At 56.5% G+C, this 16,731-nt stretch carries 10 protein-coding genes; 6 read left to right on the top strand and 4 right to left on the bottom strand.

Going from position 1 to position 16,731, the window contains the following annotated elements; all coding sequences use genetic code 11:
• Nucleotides 1–113 precede the first annotated feature (113 nt).
• Nucleotides 114–3,587 (top strand): clostripain-related cysteine peptidase, encoded by a 3,474-nt coding sequence (locus EKD05_RS00965; RefSeq protein WP_129670427.1) that lies wholly within the window; start codon nucleotides 114–116, stop codon nucleotides 3,585–3,587.
• Between the two features lie 82 nt (nucleotides 3,588–3,669).
• Here the strand turns inward: EKD05_RS00965 and EKD05_RS00960 are convergent, their stop codons facing one another.
• On the bottom strand, nucleotides 3,670–6,441 hold the full coding sequence (locus tag EKD05_RS00960; protein WP_129670426.1) for a tetratricopeptide repeat protein: 2,772 nt from the start codon (nucleotides 6,439–6,441) through the stop codon (nucleotides 3,670–3,672).
• Between the two features lie 73 nt (nucleotides 6,442–6,514).
• The gene (locus tag EKD05_RS00955; RefSeq protein ID WP_129670425.1) at nucleotides 6,515–7,102 is read right to left on the bottom strand and encodes a DUF4126 domain-containing protein; all 588 of its coding nucleotides are present in this window, start codon (nucleotides 7,100–7,102) and stop codon (nucleotides 6,515–6,517) included.
• Nucleotides 7,103–7,412: 310 nt separating this feature from the next.
• Here EKD05_RS00955 and EKD05_RS00950 point away from each other — a divergent pair, with 310 nt between their 5' ends.
• Nucleotides 7,413–9,302, top strand: coding sequence for an ABC transporter ATP-binding protein (locus EKD05_RS00950; protein ID WP_129670424.1), 1,890 nt, complete (start codon nucleotides 7,413–7,415; stop codon nucleotides 9,300–9,302).
• 61 nt (nucleotides 9,303–9,363) lie between these two features.
• Here EKD05_RS00950 and EKD05_RS25595 read toward each other — a convergent pair whose 3' ends face one another.
• Nucleotides 9,364–9,936, bottom strand: a complete 573-nt coding sequence (locus EKD05_RS25595; protein WP_165360522.1) for a hypothetical protein — start codon at nucleotides 9,934–9,936, stop codon at nucleotides 9,364–9,366.
• Nucleotides 9,937–10,036: 100 nt separating this feature from the next.
• Between EKD05_RS25595 and EKD05_RS00940 the strand changes: the two genes are divergently transcribed.
• From EKD05_RS00940 to EKD05_RS00925, 4 genes are all read left to right on the top strand, one after another.
• On the top strand, nucleotides 10,037–10,297 hold the full coding sequence (locus EKD05_RS00940) for a hypothetical protein (RefSeq protein WP_129670422.1): 261 nt from the start codon (nucleotides 10,037–10,039) through the stop codon (nucleotides 10,295–10,297).
• 62 nt (nucleotides 10,298–10,359) lie between these two features.
• Complete coding sequence (locus EKD05_RS00935) at nucleotides 10,360–11,292, top strand: hydroxymethylglutaryl-CoA lyase (RefSeq protein ID WP_129670421.1); 933 nt, start codon at nucleotides 10,360–10,362, stop codon at nucleotides 11,290–11,292.
• Between the two features lie 2 nt (nucleotides 11,293–11,294).
• Complete coding sequence (locus EKD05_RS00930; protein WP_129670420.1) at nucleotides 11,295–12,080, top strand: SDR family oxidoreductase; 786 nt, start codon at nucleotides 11,295–11,297, stop codon at nucleotides 12,078–12,080.
• Nucleotides 12,077–15,403: a S41 family peptidase gene (locus tag EKD05_RS00925; protein WP_129670419.1), complete on the top strand. Its 3,327-nt coding sequence runs from the start codon at nucleotides 12,077–12,079 to the stop codon at nucleotides 15,401–15,403. Before EKD05_RS00930 ends, EKD05_RS00925 begins: the two co-directional genes overlap by 4 nt.
• A 113-nt stretch (nucleotides 15,404–15,516) precedes the next feature.
• Here the strand turns inward: EKD05_RS00925 and EKD05_RS00920 are convergent, their stop codons facing one another.
• Nucleotides 15,517–16,719, bottom strand: coding sequence for an MFS transporter (locus EKD05_RS00920; RefSeq protein WP_129670418.1), 1,203 nt, complete (start codon nucleotides 16,717–16,719; stop codon nucleotides 15,517–15,519).
• Nucleotides 16,720–16,731 lie beyond the last annotated feature (12 nt).

Here is a 16,731-nt window from a genome sequence, read left to right as displayed (position 1 = left end):
CATAGCTCTAGAAAGCACACGCCAAGAGTGCTATACTTGTCATATATACAACCCGGGTGCATGCGCGACAACTGTCAATCTACCATCAGCACGCTTAGCTAAGGGAGGGTTCGATGCGTACCCTATCTTCGAGTAGCAGACATGGTCGTGTTCGTTTTGGCAGCATCTTTGCGATGCTTGGTATGCTTGCGTTGATCCTCGCTGTCTTGCCCTTACAGGCCCAACCAGCCACCGATAATCCTCTGGCACGCCTATCCACTGCGACGACCCTCCAGGCGAGCGCGGCAATGCCGTCAGGCGATGGTGGTGCAGCGGCTCGTAGTACCCTGAAGCCTGTCTTTGCGATGGAAGGTCCGGCGCGCAGCCCAGATCGTGCGGGTGGCGTGCCGTTGCTCAGCCTCGCTGATCGCTCGATGACGAAAGATGTGCGCCGTCTGTTGCTCAGCAGCACCAGCGGTGTACCAGGCAGTATGATCGAGGTGCAGGGCTTTGGCTATGCGCCGCATCAGCGCGTCAAGCTCTTGTGGAATGGGGTCAATGTCACCGAACGCCGCCTCATTTTGCCTGATTTTGACGGCACCTTCCGCACGTCGTTTCTTATTCCCGAGCCGATGACGAATGGCGTCCATACGCTCACCGCGATCGAGGCGACGCTCGACGGGGCGATGCAGGCCGCCACGCATCCGCAACTCACCCAGAGCAGCGCCGCCTTCACCGTGGTTGGTGGCCTCCCCCAGGGGAGCGTCTTGCCACCCCTTGGGCCACCTTCCGTCACGTTCCCCGTGCTCGATCCTTCAGCCGAACTCGCTCAGATCGGTCAGCCTGCCACCAAACAGTGGACAGTAGCAGTCTATATCGCTGGTGACAATGATCTCTCGAACTATGCCAAGTTCAACATCGATCAAATGGTCGCGTCTGGCGGTACAACCAACGACGTCAATATTGTCGTGCTCAGTGATGAGTCGAATCGCCCGACCACGCTCTATGAAGTGCGGAGTACCGGAGCTTTGCCTGTCACCGACAAATCTGATTTTACTGGCAATCTTGATACGGGTGATCCCGCGACGTTTGTGCGTTTTATGAACTTTGTCAGGCAAAACTATCCTGCCAACCAGTATGCAGCGGTCATTTGGAATCACGGAGGTGGCTGGAAAGCCATCGAGAGTGATGATGTGAGCAGTAACTTCTGGAATATGCTCGAGCTCCGACAGGCGCTGCAACAGGGTCTCGCTGCCCTTGGCAAGAGCCAGTTCGATCTGCTCATCTTCGACGCCTGTCTGATGGGGCAATATGAAGTTGCCTACGAAATCAAAGATTATGTCAGCATGATGGTTGCCTCCGAGGAGGTGGTGCCGGGGCCGGGCTTCCCATACCATACCTTCCTCAGGCCAGTGCTGCAGAATCCGACGATTGATCCAAAGGTCTGGGCCGCGCAGATTGTTGCGGCCTATGCCAATTTCTATCGCGGCAACGATGGTGGCCCAGCCCGCCAGGAATTCACCGTTAGTGCGGTCAATCTTGATCAGCCCTTCGATGAACTGATCCAGCGGGTCAACAACTTCGCCAATGCTATCTTGAATGTCGGTTCGAGTGCAGCCGGTGATCTGCTGCGTGCTGGTGAACAGACCCAGTTCTATCAGGATCGCGACTTCCGTGATCTCTACCACTATGCCCAGAATGTGCGCACCCTCAATCTGACGGGCGTCACCACGCCTGCCGAAGCCCTGATCAATGCCTTTACCCCAGGCCAAAACAATGTGATCATTGTCGAAGATAACGGCACCCAGTCCCCCCAGAGCTTTGGACTGAGTGTGCATATGCCGTTGCCATCGGGACGAGCCGGGGGCTTTGACCCACGTGCGGGTGGCTTTGATCCGCGGAGCCCGATCAGCTACAGTGAGATTGCGATCCAGGGCACCCCCTGGTATACCCTGGCTCGGGCGCAGTACCTCGGCGAGTGGCCCAATGTTGAGAACCCCGAACCCGATCCTACCCTTCCGCCACCACCGCCACCGGCAGCCGCCTCGTTCAGCGATATTGTCTATGCCAGGGTTGTCAATAGTGAACAACGTGACCTCTATCGCATTCAATCAACCACCTCGGTTACAGAAACCGCCGAGACCTTCCCGCTGCTCAGTGATGGTTTTGCCAATAGCTATCCGCGCTGGTCGCCTGACGGGCAGCAGGTCGTCTATGTCTCAAACCGCCATGCGACACCGAGCGAAGCCACGAGCCTCAATCTCAATCTCTTCCTGATTGACGCTGACGGCACTGGCCCTGGCAATGCCAGCGAACCGCAGCAACTTACTTTTGGCGCCGTCAATTGTCCCGATGGGCCAGGCAATGATCTACCCTGTACGATTGAACAGTCGTACGATCCATCGTGGGATTTTGTCGCCACCCCGGCACCAGGGCTACGGAGGGGCATCCTCTATACCAAATTGCGCTTTGACCTTAGTAACAGTGATCCACTTGACTGGGAGATCAGTCAGGCGATCCACTATCTTAACCTTAGCAAGCAACCCGGACAAACCGACTTCGACATTATGATCCTTGGGCCGGGTGCAGGTTTTTACAACACCGTAGATCAGCGTCCTTACAATGTCTACTATGAGAATGCCGACTACAATGGCAGATACCTCATGTTCCGCTATACGATGCTCGAAGACGAGAGTACCGTCAATCCTGCCGAACTCAGTCTGCTCTACAATCAGATCGGCTTTATTGACTATACGGCTGCTCCACCAAGGCTCGTTTACCTCGTCTTGCACACCGCCGACGATATGTATGAGGGCAATTACCTGTTGACTAACTACCCGTCGTGGCGTCCAGGTACCGACGAGATGGCCTTCCTCTACACGCGGATCGGCGATCCGAGGGTGATGCAGGGGCTTGATCCGCGTGAGCCGCCAGATCCGACTTTCCCTGAGAATCCTTTCAGTGGAAGCTACGACCTCGGGCGCTTGAGCTTCTCGAAGCAAGACACGAGCTATTTCTACGACATGGAGTACCCCATCTGGCCGTTTGTCTCGCCAGAAAGTGGCGAAGGTGTGAACTTCCGTCCGGCGTGGAAACCCGACGAGAGCGGTGGTCTCACGGCGTCGTATACCGTTGATGGCGGATACACCTACGACATCGGCCTCTTTTTGAATGCGGTGGACGACAACTTCGCGGATGATCGTGGCTTCCTGATTACCGGCAATGGCTATAGCTACCTGCCGTCGTGGGGCAAAGTAACCGCTGCCGATATCCAGGCGCGTATGGAGATCAAGCCACCCTATCTCGAACCAGGCAATAACGCCCGTTATTATGTCTCGGGCTCAGGGTTTGCCCCTGGAACAACGGTAACGATCTTTAGTGGGCGCAATCAAGAGGCGATCAATACACCGGTACCTGCCCAGGTTGTCACCGATGCAAGCGGCAGCTTCGAGGCCGAATTGTCACTCCTGAAAGGCACCGCGCCTGGCTCGGTCTTTTATATTGTGCGCACCGCCTCAACCGAGTCAAATGTGGGCCGCCTTGTCGTCCTTGCACCGCGCTCAACCAATGTGACGGATCGCGTCTACTTGCCGTTGATGCAACGCTAATCAAACGACATGACGCACCGTGGCGACGGCTTTGCCGTCGCCACGGTGCGTCAGAGAGTTCTCAAACGAAAGACCGCACACGCTAAGCGTCATCTTCCGACATATGTTCAGCGATGACCGTATGCGCATATGCAATCGCCGCCTCCAGCGACAACCCTGCTCCTTGCCGCACACAAGCCTCGTACTGCTCACCCAAATTGGCGGCAAGCGCGGCAGTAGCCGCATCGCGGCGGGTCTGGTCGCTATGGGGCAGGGCAGCCTTTAACGCAGAGCGTAGCGCTGCCGTTGCCCCATAGAGCTCTGCCGCCGACGCGCTCAACCCCATCTGCGCAAAGATGTCGGCAATGCCATCAAGGCACTCGGCAATCAGTTCATGATTGCCAATTTCATGCCAGAGGTCAACCGCCTGAATGAGATGGCTCACGGCATCCTGATAACGCCCAAGGGCAACGAGGGTGCGCCCGAGGTTGGTCAGCGCCAAGCCCTGACTCTGCATATCACGCAAACCCGTCGCAATCCCATAGCTCTCGCTACAAAAGTTCAACGCTTCTCCATAATTGCCCTGGTAATACGCGGCGAGTCCAAGGTTATTAAGCGAATTGCCAATTCCCCAGATATCACCGAGGCTGCGGCGCAGCATGATCGTCTCTTCAAAAAAGCGCTCGGCGCGTTCGTATTCGCCCTGATAGAGCGTCAAAAGGCCGAGATTATTGAGGGAACTGGCAATGCTCACCGGATCACCAAGCGCACGCCGCAAGGCAAGACTCTCTTCAAAAAGGGCAATCGCACGAAGATAGTCACCCTGTTGCAACACAGCAATGCCAAGATTTGTCAAGACAAACGCTAGGGATGCTGGATCATCAAGGTTGCGCTGGATATGCAGCGCCTCTTCGAGTAGATAAGCGGCCCGCTCGTGATCACCCTGGGCATTCGCCAGCACCCCTGCCCCACTAATGACCTGCACTCGTTGTTCCACAGCCTCATCTGCACTGACCTGGATCAGCGTCTCTAACCAGCGTCGGCCTTCTTGCAAATAGCCTCGTGCCCACCAGTACCGCCAGAGCACGCCCCCCAGTTGCAAGGCGCGGGTCTTTTCGTGGTGCTCGACACAATAGGACAACGCCGCCCGCAAATTGTCGTGCTCCCGGTCAAACAACTCAAGACAATGGTTATTGTCGGCACTACGGAGTTCAGGTTCAGCATCTTGCACAAAGGCGGCATAGTAGGAAAGATGGCGAGCTTGCATCATGGGGGCTTCCCCTGCGGCAACAAGTTGCTCGAGCGCATACGCACGGATGGTTCCGAGCATATCGCAACGCAAGGTGTCTTCGCAATCGAGATCCTGGCGCAGCAGGCTCTTACTTAACAGCGACTCAATTCCGGTGAAAAGATCCGGCAATTCGGGGTCAAAGCAGATCGTTTCGGCAGCCTCAAGCGTGAACCCACCGGCAAAGACGGCGAGGCGCTGAAAGAGGCGTTGCTCAAGTGGTGGCAATAAATCGTAGCCCCATGCAATTGCCGCCCGCAACGTCTGCTGGCGCACCGGGCGATCACGCCCGCCTGTCGTCAGCAACTCAAACTGATTGCTTAAACGATCAAGAAGTACTTGCGGGGTAAAAAGTTTGCTTCGTGCTGCGGCAAGCTCAATTGCTAGCGGCAAACCATCAAGGCGATGGCAGATCTCGGCGACTGCACGCGTATTGGCAGAAGTCAAGACGAAGGTCGGTTTGACCGCCTGGGTTCGCTCAACAAAGAGGGCTACAGAAGGGTAGGTTGTCAGTTCAGGCAGCGCGGGCAATGGTTTGAGAGGGGGTAATTTCAGTGGAGGAACTGGGTATTCGTGCTCGCCATAGACCTGCAAGACCGTACGACTGCTCACCAGTAACTTGAGCGAAGGAATCGCTTGCAACAGTTCACCAACCAGTGGCACAGCAGCAATAACTTGCTCAAGATTATCGAGCACAATCAAGGTTGGGGACGCCGACAATCCTTCCTTCAGGTCTACGAGGCTCGTCTGACTATTGCGCTCTTTAATCCCGGCACTATGCATAATCGCCGGTAAGACATCATCGGGATTGCGTATACTATCAAGGGGCACAAAGAAGACCCCGCCCGCAAAAAAATCGAGCAATTCGGCGGCAACCTGGATCGCCAGACGAGTCTTGCCGGTACCTCCGGGGCCGGTAAGCGAGACAAGGCGCAATTCGGGTTGTCGTAATAACGCACAAACAGCCGCAACCTCGCGTTCACGCCCGATCAAGGTTGTTGTTTGCGCGGGTAAGTTATTCGGACGGGTATCAACCGTCCTGAGGGGCGGAAAAGAACTGGGGAGATCGGGGACGACAACCTGAAAAATATGCTCGGGACGACTCAGATCCTTGAGTTGGCGTTCACCAAGATCGAGCAGCACCACCTCGGCTGGCAGCGCAGGCAACAGTGCCGATGAGGTTACCTTCGAAAGCAAAATTTGCCCCCCATGCCCGGTTGCCATCAGGCGGGCAACACGGTTGAGGGTGGGGCCAAAATAGTCGCCATCACGCACAACGCTCTCACCGGTGTGCAGCGCCATGCGCACCCGTAAGCTCCCAATCACGCCCCACGGCTCGGCGGCCAGGCTACGTTGTGCAGCTAGCGCCGCTTGCAAGGCGTCCTCAGGCCGCACAAAGGTGGCGCAAAAAGCATCGCCAATGGTCTTAAAGACGGTTCCGCCATTGGATGTAATCGCATCGCGCACAAGAAGATCATGCCGAGCCAGGGCACCTGCCATAGCCTCCTGGTATTGTTCCCAGAGGCGTGTGCTGCCCTCAATATCAGTAAAAAGAAACGTGACTGTCCCTGAGAGGCCAGTTGGCATCTTCAGGCTCCTGACGCCATGAAATCAAACACCACATGCGTATTATAGCCTACCTGCCAACTGCCCCGGGGCGCTATCCTTTTCCGTTCGCCACGGCATCTTCTTTCCGCCAGATCTTGGCCGCCCGACGGAAGACCCGATAAGCCACAAACGCCAGCACAATCGCAAGCACGACGGCCAGGATCGGAGCAAGAATTGCCAGGAGACTCAAAACGAGCGCCGTGGCATCTTCAATTGCACTAATGATGGGATTACCCGTTCCCCCGGTTGCCGCCGTTACGACAGGTCGAACCGAGGCACGTGCGGCATGGGTGCTACCCGCCGCAATTAGGCCAGCCGCACCAACAAGAATCGGGCTGACCGTCGCCAGATCGCCCTGGCTTGCCAGGGCAAGAATCGCGCCGGCAATCGGATTAATCACCATCCCGGCTGCGTGGAAGAAACTGTCAACGGCCGGAACTTTATCGCCAGCAAAATCAAGCACGGCCAGCACCGCAATCACCAGCAAGACAAAGACATTCGACAGGAGATCAAATGGCTCGGCCAGTTGAATCATCCCCAGTCGTGCAAAAATACCAATCGTCAACAACGGAAGATAGGCGTTCAACCCCGAAGCTGTCGCCAAACCCAGGCCCGTTGCCAGGGCAATGATCCACTCCATACGTTACCCCTTTTGCCATAGTGTCAGCGGAGTAACTCCTGACGGCGCAGCCCGCCACGAGTCACTCCGCTGTCGGTTGACGTCCCGTACCTACAAGACGGTGAACCGTCTCAAAAAGTTGCATCCTCAACCTTTGTCTAGGAAATTCCTCTGCCAATACCCAGGGTAGATGATACCCACCAGGGGTATAATAACAAGATGTGGTGACAGTGTGGGCAAGTTTCGCTTGCCCACGCTGTCACCACAGCGAAGGTATATGCATGGTTGAGGTTGAAGGGCGATAGCCCTGCAAAGGAGCCAGTCAAACACGATGAGTCAAGCACCTCCCTCACGCCGACGGGGCTCTGTCGGTACACAGAGTTCTCTTCCTGATGAACCACGTAAAACCATGGCCGAGCGTTGGCAGATTCTACGTTCGGCCCTCCGCAATATTCCCAGGGTCTTTGCCCTTGTCTGGCAGGCGCACAAAGGAGCAACCGTCACGATGGCCCTTGTGACGTTGATCAGTGGTCTGCTGCCGATTGCGCAGGCCTGGGTTGGCAAGCTCATCATTGATGAAGTTGTGCTGATTGTCACCACCGATATCAGTGCCACGGATGGTCTGCGTGCTACTGTACCATACCTGGTCATGGAGTTTCTCTTGCTCACAACGGGCACAATCCTCGGGCAGTTGCGTGCACTGGCTGAGCATATTCTCAATGCGCGCCTGGGCAATACGATCAATACGGCGATCATCCGTAAATCACTGAGCCTCGATCTCCACTATTTTGAAGATGCTGAGTTTTACGACAAGCTCCAGAATGCCCGCCGCGAGTCCAACTGGCGTGCGATCAGTATTATTACGACCACCTTCAGCCTGATCCAGAATACGATCACGCTCAGTTCGTTTGCTGCTGGCATCCTTGCCTTTAGCCCCCTGGTCGCTTTGATTCTCTTTGGAGCAACTTTGCCCTCCTTTGTTGTCCAAACGCGTTATAGCCACCTGACTTTTCGCTTGCTTACCTGGCGTGCGCCGGAATCACGCCGCATGACCTACCTCGAACATCTGCTAACCGTTGATCAGAGTGCGAAAGAGATCAAGCTCTTTGCCCTCGGGGAACCATTGCTGGCGCGGTATCAGGAGATGTTTTTGAAGATTATGCATGAAGATGAGGATCTGGCCCGGCGGCGCTCACTGATCAGCACGCTCTGGGGGTTGTTGGCAAGCATCAGTTATTACGGGGCCTATGCCTGGATTGTCTGGCAAACGTTTGTGGGGGCGATTACGATTGGCAGTTTGACCTTCTACCTCACCCTTTTTCGTCAGAGTCAGGGCACGTTTCAGGGCCTCTTTTACAATGTGAATCAACTCTTTGAAAGCGGTCTCTTTCTTGAGAATCTCTTTGGCTTTCTTGAATTGCGTCCGCAGATGATCACTGGCGAAGGGCGACCAATGCCGCACCCGATCAGCCAGGGTATCGAGTTTCGCAATGTTGGTTTTCAGTACCCTGATCGCACCGAATGGGCGTTGCGCGGGATCAATCTGCATGTTAAGCCCGGTGAAAAGATCGCGCTGGTCGGGGCCAATGGGGCAGGCAAAACAACCCTGATCAAGTTGTTGACACGCCTCTATGATCCAACCGAGGGTCAGATTCTTCTGGATGGCGTCGATCTCCGTGCCTACAATCTTGAAGAACTACGTGCCTCAATTGGGGTCATTTTCCAAGATTTTGTGCGCTATCAAGCCTCGGCGCGGGACAATATCGGGTTTGGTCAGATCGAAGAACTTGCCAACGATGCACGCATCCGTCTGGCGGCTCAGCGCGGCGGCGCTGATGAGGTGATCGAACCGTTACCTCAGGGCTATGATACGATACTGGGGCGTTGGTTTGCCGGGGGGGCCGAACTCTCGGGGGGACAATGGCAGAAGATTGCCCTGGGTAGGGCATTTATGCGCAAGAGCGAAGTGCTGGTGCTCGATGAACCAACTGCGGCCCTCGATGCGCAACGTGAATACGAAATCTTTCAGCGTTTTCGTGAATTGACCGCCGGGCGCATCGCTTTTTTGATCAGCCACCGGTTTTCAACTGTGCGGATGGCCGACCGCATTGCTGTCATTGAAGAGGGCACGATTACGGAATGTGGTACCCACCGCGAGCTTATCCTGCTTGACGGTACCTATGCCCACCTCTTCAACCTACAGGCTGAAGGCTATCGTTAAAACAGGCACGACCACCAGATAACGGTGGTCGTGTCACGTGCAAGCTCCTGCGTCGGCGTGCTTACTTTTTGGAACTGTCGCCTGTGGCCGCTTTCATCATCATCTGGCTAAACTGGGTCTGCGCCTCAACCGCCTTCTGGGCGGCATCCTGCCACATCGCCATGATCTTCTGGCCCTGCGCCATATCAAACGTCTGCGCCATCATGCTTGGCTCAGCCTTCTTCAACATCTCGAACCAGTTCTCGGAAAAACGAACCTGCGTCTCAGTCCATGTCCGGGTCATCTCAAGCATCTGGCGTGTCCACTCAACCGAAGTTGCCGGCATACCAGGGATGGTTGGCATACCAGGGATGGTTGGCATACCAGGCATGACAGGCATGTTCGGCATGCCAGGCATGTTTGGCATGCTCACGGAAGAAGCGGCCACACTCTCGGCCCACAACTTGGTCAGTTCAAGTTGCTGCTCAAGAGCGTACTTTACGGTGCCACGCCAGGTATCAACGGTCTTCTGCCAGGCTTCTGGGCTCTGGGGTGTTGCCATCATTTGCATTGAGGAGACCCAACTCTCCCAGACCTTCTGCTGTGTGGTTGTAAAGGTCTTGAGCATATCATTCGCCTGCTTCGTCCAGTCCATGCCGACCCTCCTTGTATATTGCACTCGGTGTGCTGTTCTTAAAACCTTTGCGTCAATACATAGCTTATGTATGTTTTGAGCGTACCAGGAATGGTTACAGATGAGTTACGTAGGAATAAGAAAGATTATAACCACAGATTATGCACCTCGCAACCACCAGGATGATGAAATGCCAGATCAAGCTGTTTCGGCTGGCAATTTATTTGACACTCTGAGGTTTGACAAGCATCCTACGCTCATCTACCATGCAGATGAAGCCGCGTTTTTGCCACGTGTTTGGGGGCTTGCGGCCTCCAGGAATTTTGCTTGGGTTGGCGACAACGGCAAGCATTGCTTGCCGTTGTCGCCAACCCAAGCATAGGAGTGCAACGAAACGTGCATGCGTGCAGCAGAGCCGCTGGATGCACTACCAAGAGGTCGTTGATGACAAGCATTGCTAGCCCGATGGCCCTGCCTTCGTATGCCGCGATCCGCGAAGTCGGACCACGTGATGGGCTCCAGAATGAGTCGGTCGTGCTCACCACTGCCGAGAAACTTGAACTGATTGCGGCGCTTTATGCCGCCGGTCTGCGCCAGATCGAGGTCGGGGCCTTTGTCCGTCCTCAACAGGTGCCCCAGATGGCGAATACGGCCGAGGTGTTTGCCCAGTTGCCGCGCCATCCCGAGGTGATGTATTGTGCCATTGCTCCTAATTTGGTAGGGGCACGACGCGCGGTTGCGTCTCGCGTTGATCTTGTTCAGGTCTTTCTCAGTGCGACGGAAAGTCACAATCAGAGCAATGTCAACATGGGGGTTGCGCAATCGCTTGATCAGGTTGCCGAGATGAGTCTGCTGGTGCGCCAGGCTGGGATCGCTTTTGATGCTGTGCTCTCGGTGGCTTTTGGGTGCCCGTTTGAGGGCCATGTGCCGGTTGAACGGGTGCTCGATCTTTGTGGTCAGTTGCTCGATCTTGGAGCGGGCGAGGTGACCCTTGGTGATACGACGGGCATGGCCCATCCGCTGCTGGTGCAGCAGATCGTCCTTGCCTTCCGTGAGCGCTTTCCTCGCCAGTCCTTACGGCTCCATTTGCATAGCGCTCGTGGGGCCGGGCTTGCCAATGTGCTCGCAGCATTGCAACTTGGGATTACGACCTTTGATAGCAGCATCGGGGGTATCGGCGGGTGCCCATTTGCCCCCGGCGCTCCGGGCAATCTTTGTACCGAAGATCTGACGCATCTGTTGCACGAACTCGGAATTTCAACCGGGCTTGATCTGCCCGCGTTAATGCGTGCGGCCCGCCTTCTCGAACGCTTGCTGGGCCATGAGGTGCCGGGCCAGACGATCAAGGCCGGGATCTGTAAACATTTGACAGGATGAGTATGCCTACACTTGCAGGAAATGTTGTGGTTGTGACCGGGGCTTCGGCGGGCATCGGGGCCGCGACCGCGCAGGCTTTTGCGCATGCCGGCGCACACCTGGTGCTTGCCGCCCGTTCACCTGAACCGCTCACGCACTTGGCGGCGAGCCTGCCCGGCAACCATCTGGTTGTACCAACCGATGTGGCTGATCCGGTGGCCTGTCACAACCTGATCAGCCAGACGGTCAACCGATATGGCGCGGTCGATCTGCTGATCAATAATGCCGGCGTTGGCTTGTCTGGCCCGGTCAGCAGCCTCGCTCACGATGATCTCACCCGTGCCTTCGCCGTCGATCTCTTTGGCCCTCTCGCCCTGATGCAGGCGGTGCTGCCGGTGATGCGCGCACGCGGTCGTGGGCATATCATCAATGTTTCAACGGTGTTGGCGGTGCAACCCTTGCCCTATCTGGGTGGTTACGCTGCGGCCAAAGCTGGCCTTGAACGCCTGAGCGATGCCCTCCGCATGGAATTACAGGGCAGTGGCATCAATGTCTCGGTCGTACGCCCAGGCACAACGCGCACTGGCTTCAGCCAGAATCGTCTTGGCAAGGGGGGCGAACAGCGGCGCTTTTCACCCCCCGGCGTAGGTCCTGAGGTGGTGGCCCGTACTATCCTCCGGGTGGCCCGTCGCCCGTCGCGGGTTACCTATGTCACCGTTGGTGACCGTATCGGTGTGATCGCTGCGGCGCTCTTCCCGGGCCTGATCGAACGCATCCTTGGCAACGCGATTGGCTGGAAAGAAACATGAGCACACAACCCTATTTTCGGACTCCCAGCATCGATCCCGATGGTTCCCAGATTGCTTTTGTCTATGCCGGCGACATCTGGCTTGTGGCAGCCTCAGGTGGCAGGGCCGAACGCTTGACGGCCCACGCGGCCAGTCATAAGAACCCTCGGTTTAGCCCCGATGGTGCCAACCTCGCTTTTACTGCCGATCGCAATGGCAATGGTGAGATCTATGTGTTGCCCCTTGACGGTGGCGCGGTCCGCCAGTTGACCTTTCACGATGGTCGTTCAACCGTCGAAGCCTGGGCGCATGATGGTCAGGCGATCTATTTTACGGCGAACCGTGAGCAGATTGGTGACAGTATCTATCGGGTCAAGCTCACTGGCGGTACTCCGGCGCTCATCTATAGTGAACCCTACGAAAACCTTGGTGCGGTCAGCATCGATCCGACGGGTACACGTCTGGCCTTCTGCAATATCCGTGATCACTGGTGGCGGCGTGGGCCAGATCCCTTCTCGCCCGGTGAGATCTGGCTCGGCCCGAGCGCCGAGACCGATGCCTGGAAAACCGGGAATTATACGGCCTTGCAATTGCTTGCTGGCCCACAGCCAACTGGACTCGCAACCCAGCCTGTGACTGCTCTCCCTGGGGCCTATGCTGGCCGCAATGCCTGGCCGCTTTGGGCACCTGACGGGGCCGGGATCTATTTTGTCAGTGACCGTGATGGGGTCGAAAACCTCTGGTATCTCGCCCTTGATGGCGCCGAGCCACAACGCTTGACGACCTTTGAAGAGGGACGGTTGCTCTTTCCTCAGATCGCACTCAATGCTGGCTTGATTGTCTTTGAACGTGACTTCCAGATCTGGTGTCTCGATCTTGCTACGCGTGAAGCCGCTCCGCTCGCTATTACCGCCCGTGGTGATAGCAAGGTCACCCCGGTTCGTGAAGAGAGTTGGCCGCGCCATTTTAGTGAACTACGCTTGAGCCCTGATGGCAAGAAGATCGCCTTCGTTGCCCGTGGTCAGGTCTTTATTGATTTTGCTGATAAAGAGACGGAACGTGACGTGCGCCAGGGGCCTTCCTTCCGCGTCACCGATACCCGTGCGCGTGAACGCCAGGTCGCCTGGACGCCTGATAGCCGTAGCTTGATCTATCTCTCGGATCGTCACGGTGAAGATGAGATCTATCGCTACGATGTGGTTGCGCGCAAAGAGACACGGCTTACCACCGATCTTACCCCCAAAGCAATGCCGCGGATTTCACCCGATGGCAAGTGGATTGCTTATCTCAGCCAGACCGAAGCCGTGCATCTGGTCAGTCTGAACGGTGAAGAGGCCCGCGAATTGTGTCGGGCACGCTTTGTTGTCTCGGCCGATCTCTGCTGGTCGCCCGACTCGCGCTGGCTCGCCTATCTGGCTCAGGATGAGCACTTTTTTAGCAACAGTTATGTGGTGTCGTTGGACGGTGGTGAGCCTCGCCAGATCACCTTTTTGAGCAACCTCACGGGCAGTAATTTGCTCTGGTCACCGAACGGGCAGCACCTGATCTTTACCACCAGACAGTACCGCGCCGAGGCCCAAATTGTCTGTGTCGATCTGCGCCCTCAGAAGCCGCTCTTTCGTGAAGCCGAATTTGAGAAACTCTTTGAAGAGAAGGAGAAAGAGTCACCGCAGGAAGAATATAAGCGGCCAATCGAAAAAATTGCGGTTGAGTTTGAGCCGCCAACCGAGCCAGACGATCCCGATGAAACGCCCGATGCAACGGCACCACCGCAGCTTCCCGCTGATCGTGAGCCTGTTACCCGCACTGAGACGGCAGCGCAGGCGACGAACGCCTCATCTAGTGAACAGGCTGAAGCCAGCCCGATGATTGTGTTTGAAGGGATCGAGCGCCGCCTCCACTTTCTTACGCCTATCCAGATGGATGCCAGCGCCGCCGCGATCAGCCCTGATAGTCGCGATCTGCTGCTGCTCGCCGTTGTCGCCGATAAGGTTAATATCTGGAGTATGCCGCTCGATGTACTACGGTGGGGACAAGCACCACGTCAGTTGACCCATACCGAAAGCAGCAAAGCGGCTGCCCAGTTCACCCCTGATGGCCGAGCTTTTTTTCTCCTCGAAGATGGTACGATCACGATTCGCAAATTTCCTGCCGGCAATGAACCGGTCAAAGTGCATGTTCGTGGCGACGTAACGGTCGACTTCCACCGTGACAAGCAGCAAATCTTTCATGAAGCCTGGCGTGCGCTTCGTGACAATTTCTATGATCCTACCTTTCGCGGTCAGGATTGGGCCGTGTTGCGCGAGCGTTTCGCGCCCTTGATCGAAGGTGCCCAGACAAGCGATGAGTTGCACACCTTGATCAATTTGATGACCGGCGAGTTGCGGGCCTCGCATCTGGGTAGCAGTTCGGGTAGCTGGATGGGCAGTGATGGATATCTTGGGGTGCTTTTTGATCCAGTTGAACTCACCACAAGCGGCCGCCTGCGGGTGCAGCGTCTGATCCCTGATAGTCCGGTTGCCATGGGGCCTCAGCCACCGCGCCCCGGCGAATATCTCGTCGCGATTAATGGTACCTCGTTGACAACCGAGACGAGCCTGGGTCGCCTGATGCGCCGTAGTGTTGGCCGTCGTATTCGTCTGACGCTCGCCGAAGATCCTGACCATGATGGGCCAACCCGTGAGGTTGATCTGCGCCCCCTGAATGGGTACGACTACGCCTACCTACGTTATCGTGACTGGGTCATGAGCAATGAAGCCTACGTCCACCGGATCAGTGATGGACGGCTAGGGTATGTGCATATCGAGCGCATGAGTTACGATGCGTACCAGCAATTCCTAGCCGATCTTGATGCTGAAGCCCACGGCAAAGAGGGCGTCATCATTGATGTTCGCTACAACTCTGGTGGGCACACCGCCACCTTTATTCTTGATCTCTTGACCCGGCGTACCGTTGTGCTCAGCAGCTTTCGCCAACAAGCCACCATCGATGCGGCCCATATGTCTGGCAATCGTATTCTCAACAAACCAACCGTGCTCATCACCAACGAACATTCGGCCAGCAATACCGAAATGCTGAGCGAGAGCTATCGCCGGCTTGGGTTGGGCAAGATTGTCGGACGCCCGACCGCCGGGGCCGTCATCTGGACGCACAATATTCGCTTGATCGACGGCTCTTCCTTCAGGCTGCCGAGTTTTGCGGTGTTGACACCAGAAGGTGAGCACCTCGAGGGTCACGGGCGCCCAGTCGATGTTGATGTTACGCGTCCACTTGGTGACTGGGCGCTCGGACGTGACCGTCAACTTGACGCCGCCGTGGCGGTCTTGCTTGGCGAGAACGGGTGAGACTTACGGCCAATACCTTGCACAGAAGGTTGACTCGTGTTGACGCAAAGGCGCAAAGCTGCGCATACAGCTACTTCAAACCTCTGCGCCTCTCCGCCTTTGCGTCAAACAGCCTAATCCGTTGCTGATGCAGGTGCCGCCACTTCCCTGACGACACGCGGTGTCCCAGGCATTGCCAGTGCAAGCAGCGCCGCTGGCAAGCCCAGCAACGTCGCCCAGACCATCACCGTCTGCATGCCAACCTGGTTTGCGAGTTGACCAGCCACCCAGGTCCCGATGGCCCCACTGGCAAAGGTAAACCCAAGGATCAGTCCGGCGGCAAAACCTCGTTGGACGGGCAACATACGCTGGGCATGCACCACCAGCACGCTATGCTGACCACCAATCAGCAAACCTGCGCCTGCACACGCGATAAACGCAAGCGCAATCGATGGAGTCAAGAGACAAAGCAGACCAACCGGTACACTCAAGAGCAACGGGCCAACAATCGCCACGCGCATCCCGTGACGATCCGCGAGCATCCCATTGAGGATCTGCCCGACGGCCCCGGCAGCCATAAAGACACCGGCCAGCAACCCAAAGAGCGCTGGCTCCCAACCGCGCCCCTGGAAGAGTTGCGGCAGATACGCCTGATAGATTGCCTGGATCGACGAGCGCACTGCGACCAGCAACACAAACGCTGCAATCAGCACAACCCCAAGCAACGTCCAGGTACGTGCTGTCTGCTGGGCGGAGGTCTTCGGCTTTTGGCGTGGTTCTGCCTTGGTTTGCGTACGGGCCGAAGCGAGCAAGAGGCCAATGGGAATAACGGCAATTGCGGTTAACGGGAGCAACCCAATCGCGCCAAAGCGACCGGCGAGAATACCGGCGAGAAAAGGCCCCACTGCGAGGCCGACCTGGCCTGAAAAGAAGAAGATCGACGTCGCACTGGCCGCACGGTCAGGCAACGCCACTGACGAAGCTGCGGTGCCAATCGGATGAAAGAGGCCACTGCCAAGGGCGGCAAGCAGAAAAACGGGCAGAAGCCATGTCCAGGTGGGGGCAAGGGCTACCAGCGTAAAGAAGAACGCCATCCAGGCGACACTGACGGCCGCGAGCAGCATCGTATGGCCCTGGACCTTGTCGGAAAGCCAGCCAAACAATGGCTGTGACAATGAACCAATGAGCAGATAGATCGCCAGGGCCGTTCCGATCTGCGCATAACTCAACCCGAGTGGCTCTTTGAGCACAGCGAGCAACACGGCGCCCGTACTATTGAGCACATCAACCACAAAGTGGCCACTTGAAACAGCGATAAAGGCTCTATTCTTGTACATACCTACCGACGA

Origin of the sequence: Candidatus Chloroploca sp. Khr17 (assembly GCF_004138165.1) — a bacterium.
GTDB lineage: Bacteria > Chloroflexota > Chloroflexia > Chloroflexales > Chloroflexaceae > Chloroploca.
This window is presented reverse-complemented; position numbering and strand designations above follow the sequence as displayed.

Bases quoted from the DNA above. Each gene is read 5' to 3' on its own strand.
- EKD05_RS00920 (WP_129670418.1), bottom strand. From the start codon at position 16,719: ATGTACAAGAATAGAGCCTTTATCGCTGTTTCAAGTGGCCACTTTGTG.
- EKD05_RS00955 (WP_129670425.1), bottom strand. From the start codon at position 7,102: ATGGAGTGGATCATTGCCCTGGCAACGGGCCTGGGTTTGGCGACAGCT.
- EKD05_RS25595 (WP_165360522.1), bottom strand. From the start codon at position 9,936: ATGGACTGGACGAAGCAGGCGAATGATATGCTCAAGACCTTTACAACC.
- EKD05_RS00950 (WP_129670424.1), top strand. From the start codon at position 7,413: ATGAGTCAAGCACCTCCCTCACGCCGACGGGGCTCTGTCGGTACACAG.
- EKD05_RS00960 (WP_129670426.1), bottom strand. From the start codon at position 6,441: ATGCCAACTGGCCTCTCAGGGACAGTCACGTTTCTTTTTACTGATATT.
- EKD05_RS00925 (WP_129670419.1), top strand. From the start codon at position 12,077: ATGAGCACACAACCCTATTTTCGGACTCCCAGCATCGATCCCGATGGT.
- EKD05_RS00930 (WP_129670420.1), top strand. From the start codon at position 11,295: ATGCCTACACTTGCAGGAAATGTTGTGGTTGTGACCGGGGCTTCGGCG.
- EKD05_RS00965 (WP_129670427.1), top strand. From the start codon at position 114: ATGCGTACCCTATCTTCGAGTAGCAGACATGGTCGTGTTCGTTTTGGC.
- EKD05_RS00940 (WP_129670422.1), top strand. From the start codon at position 10,037: ATGAGTTACGTAGGAATAAGAAAGATTATAACCACAGATTATGCACCT.
- EKD05_RS00935 (WP_129670421.1), top strand. From the start codon at position 10,360: ATGACAAGCATTGCTAGCCCGATGGCCCTGCCTTCGTATGCCGCGATC.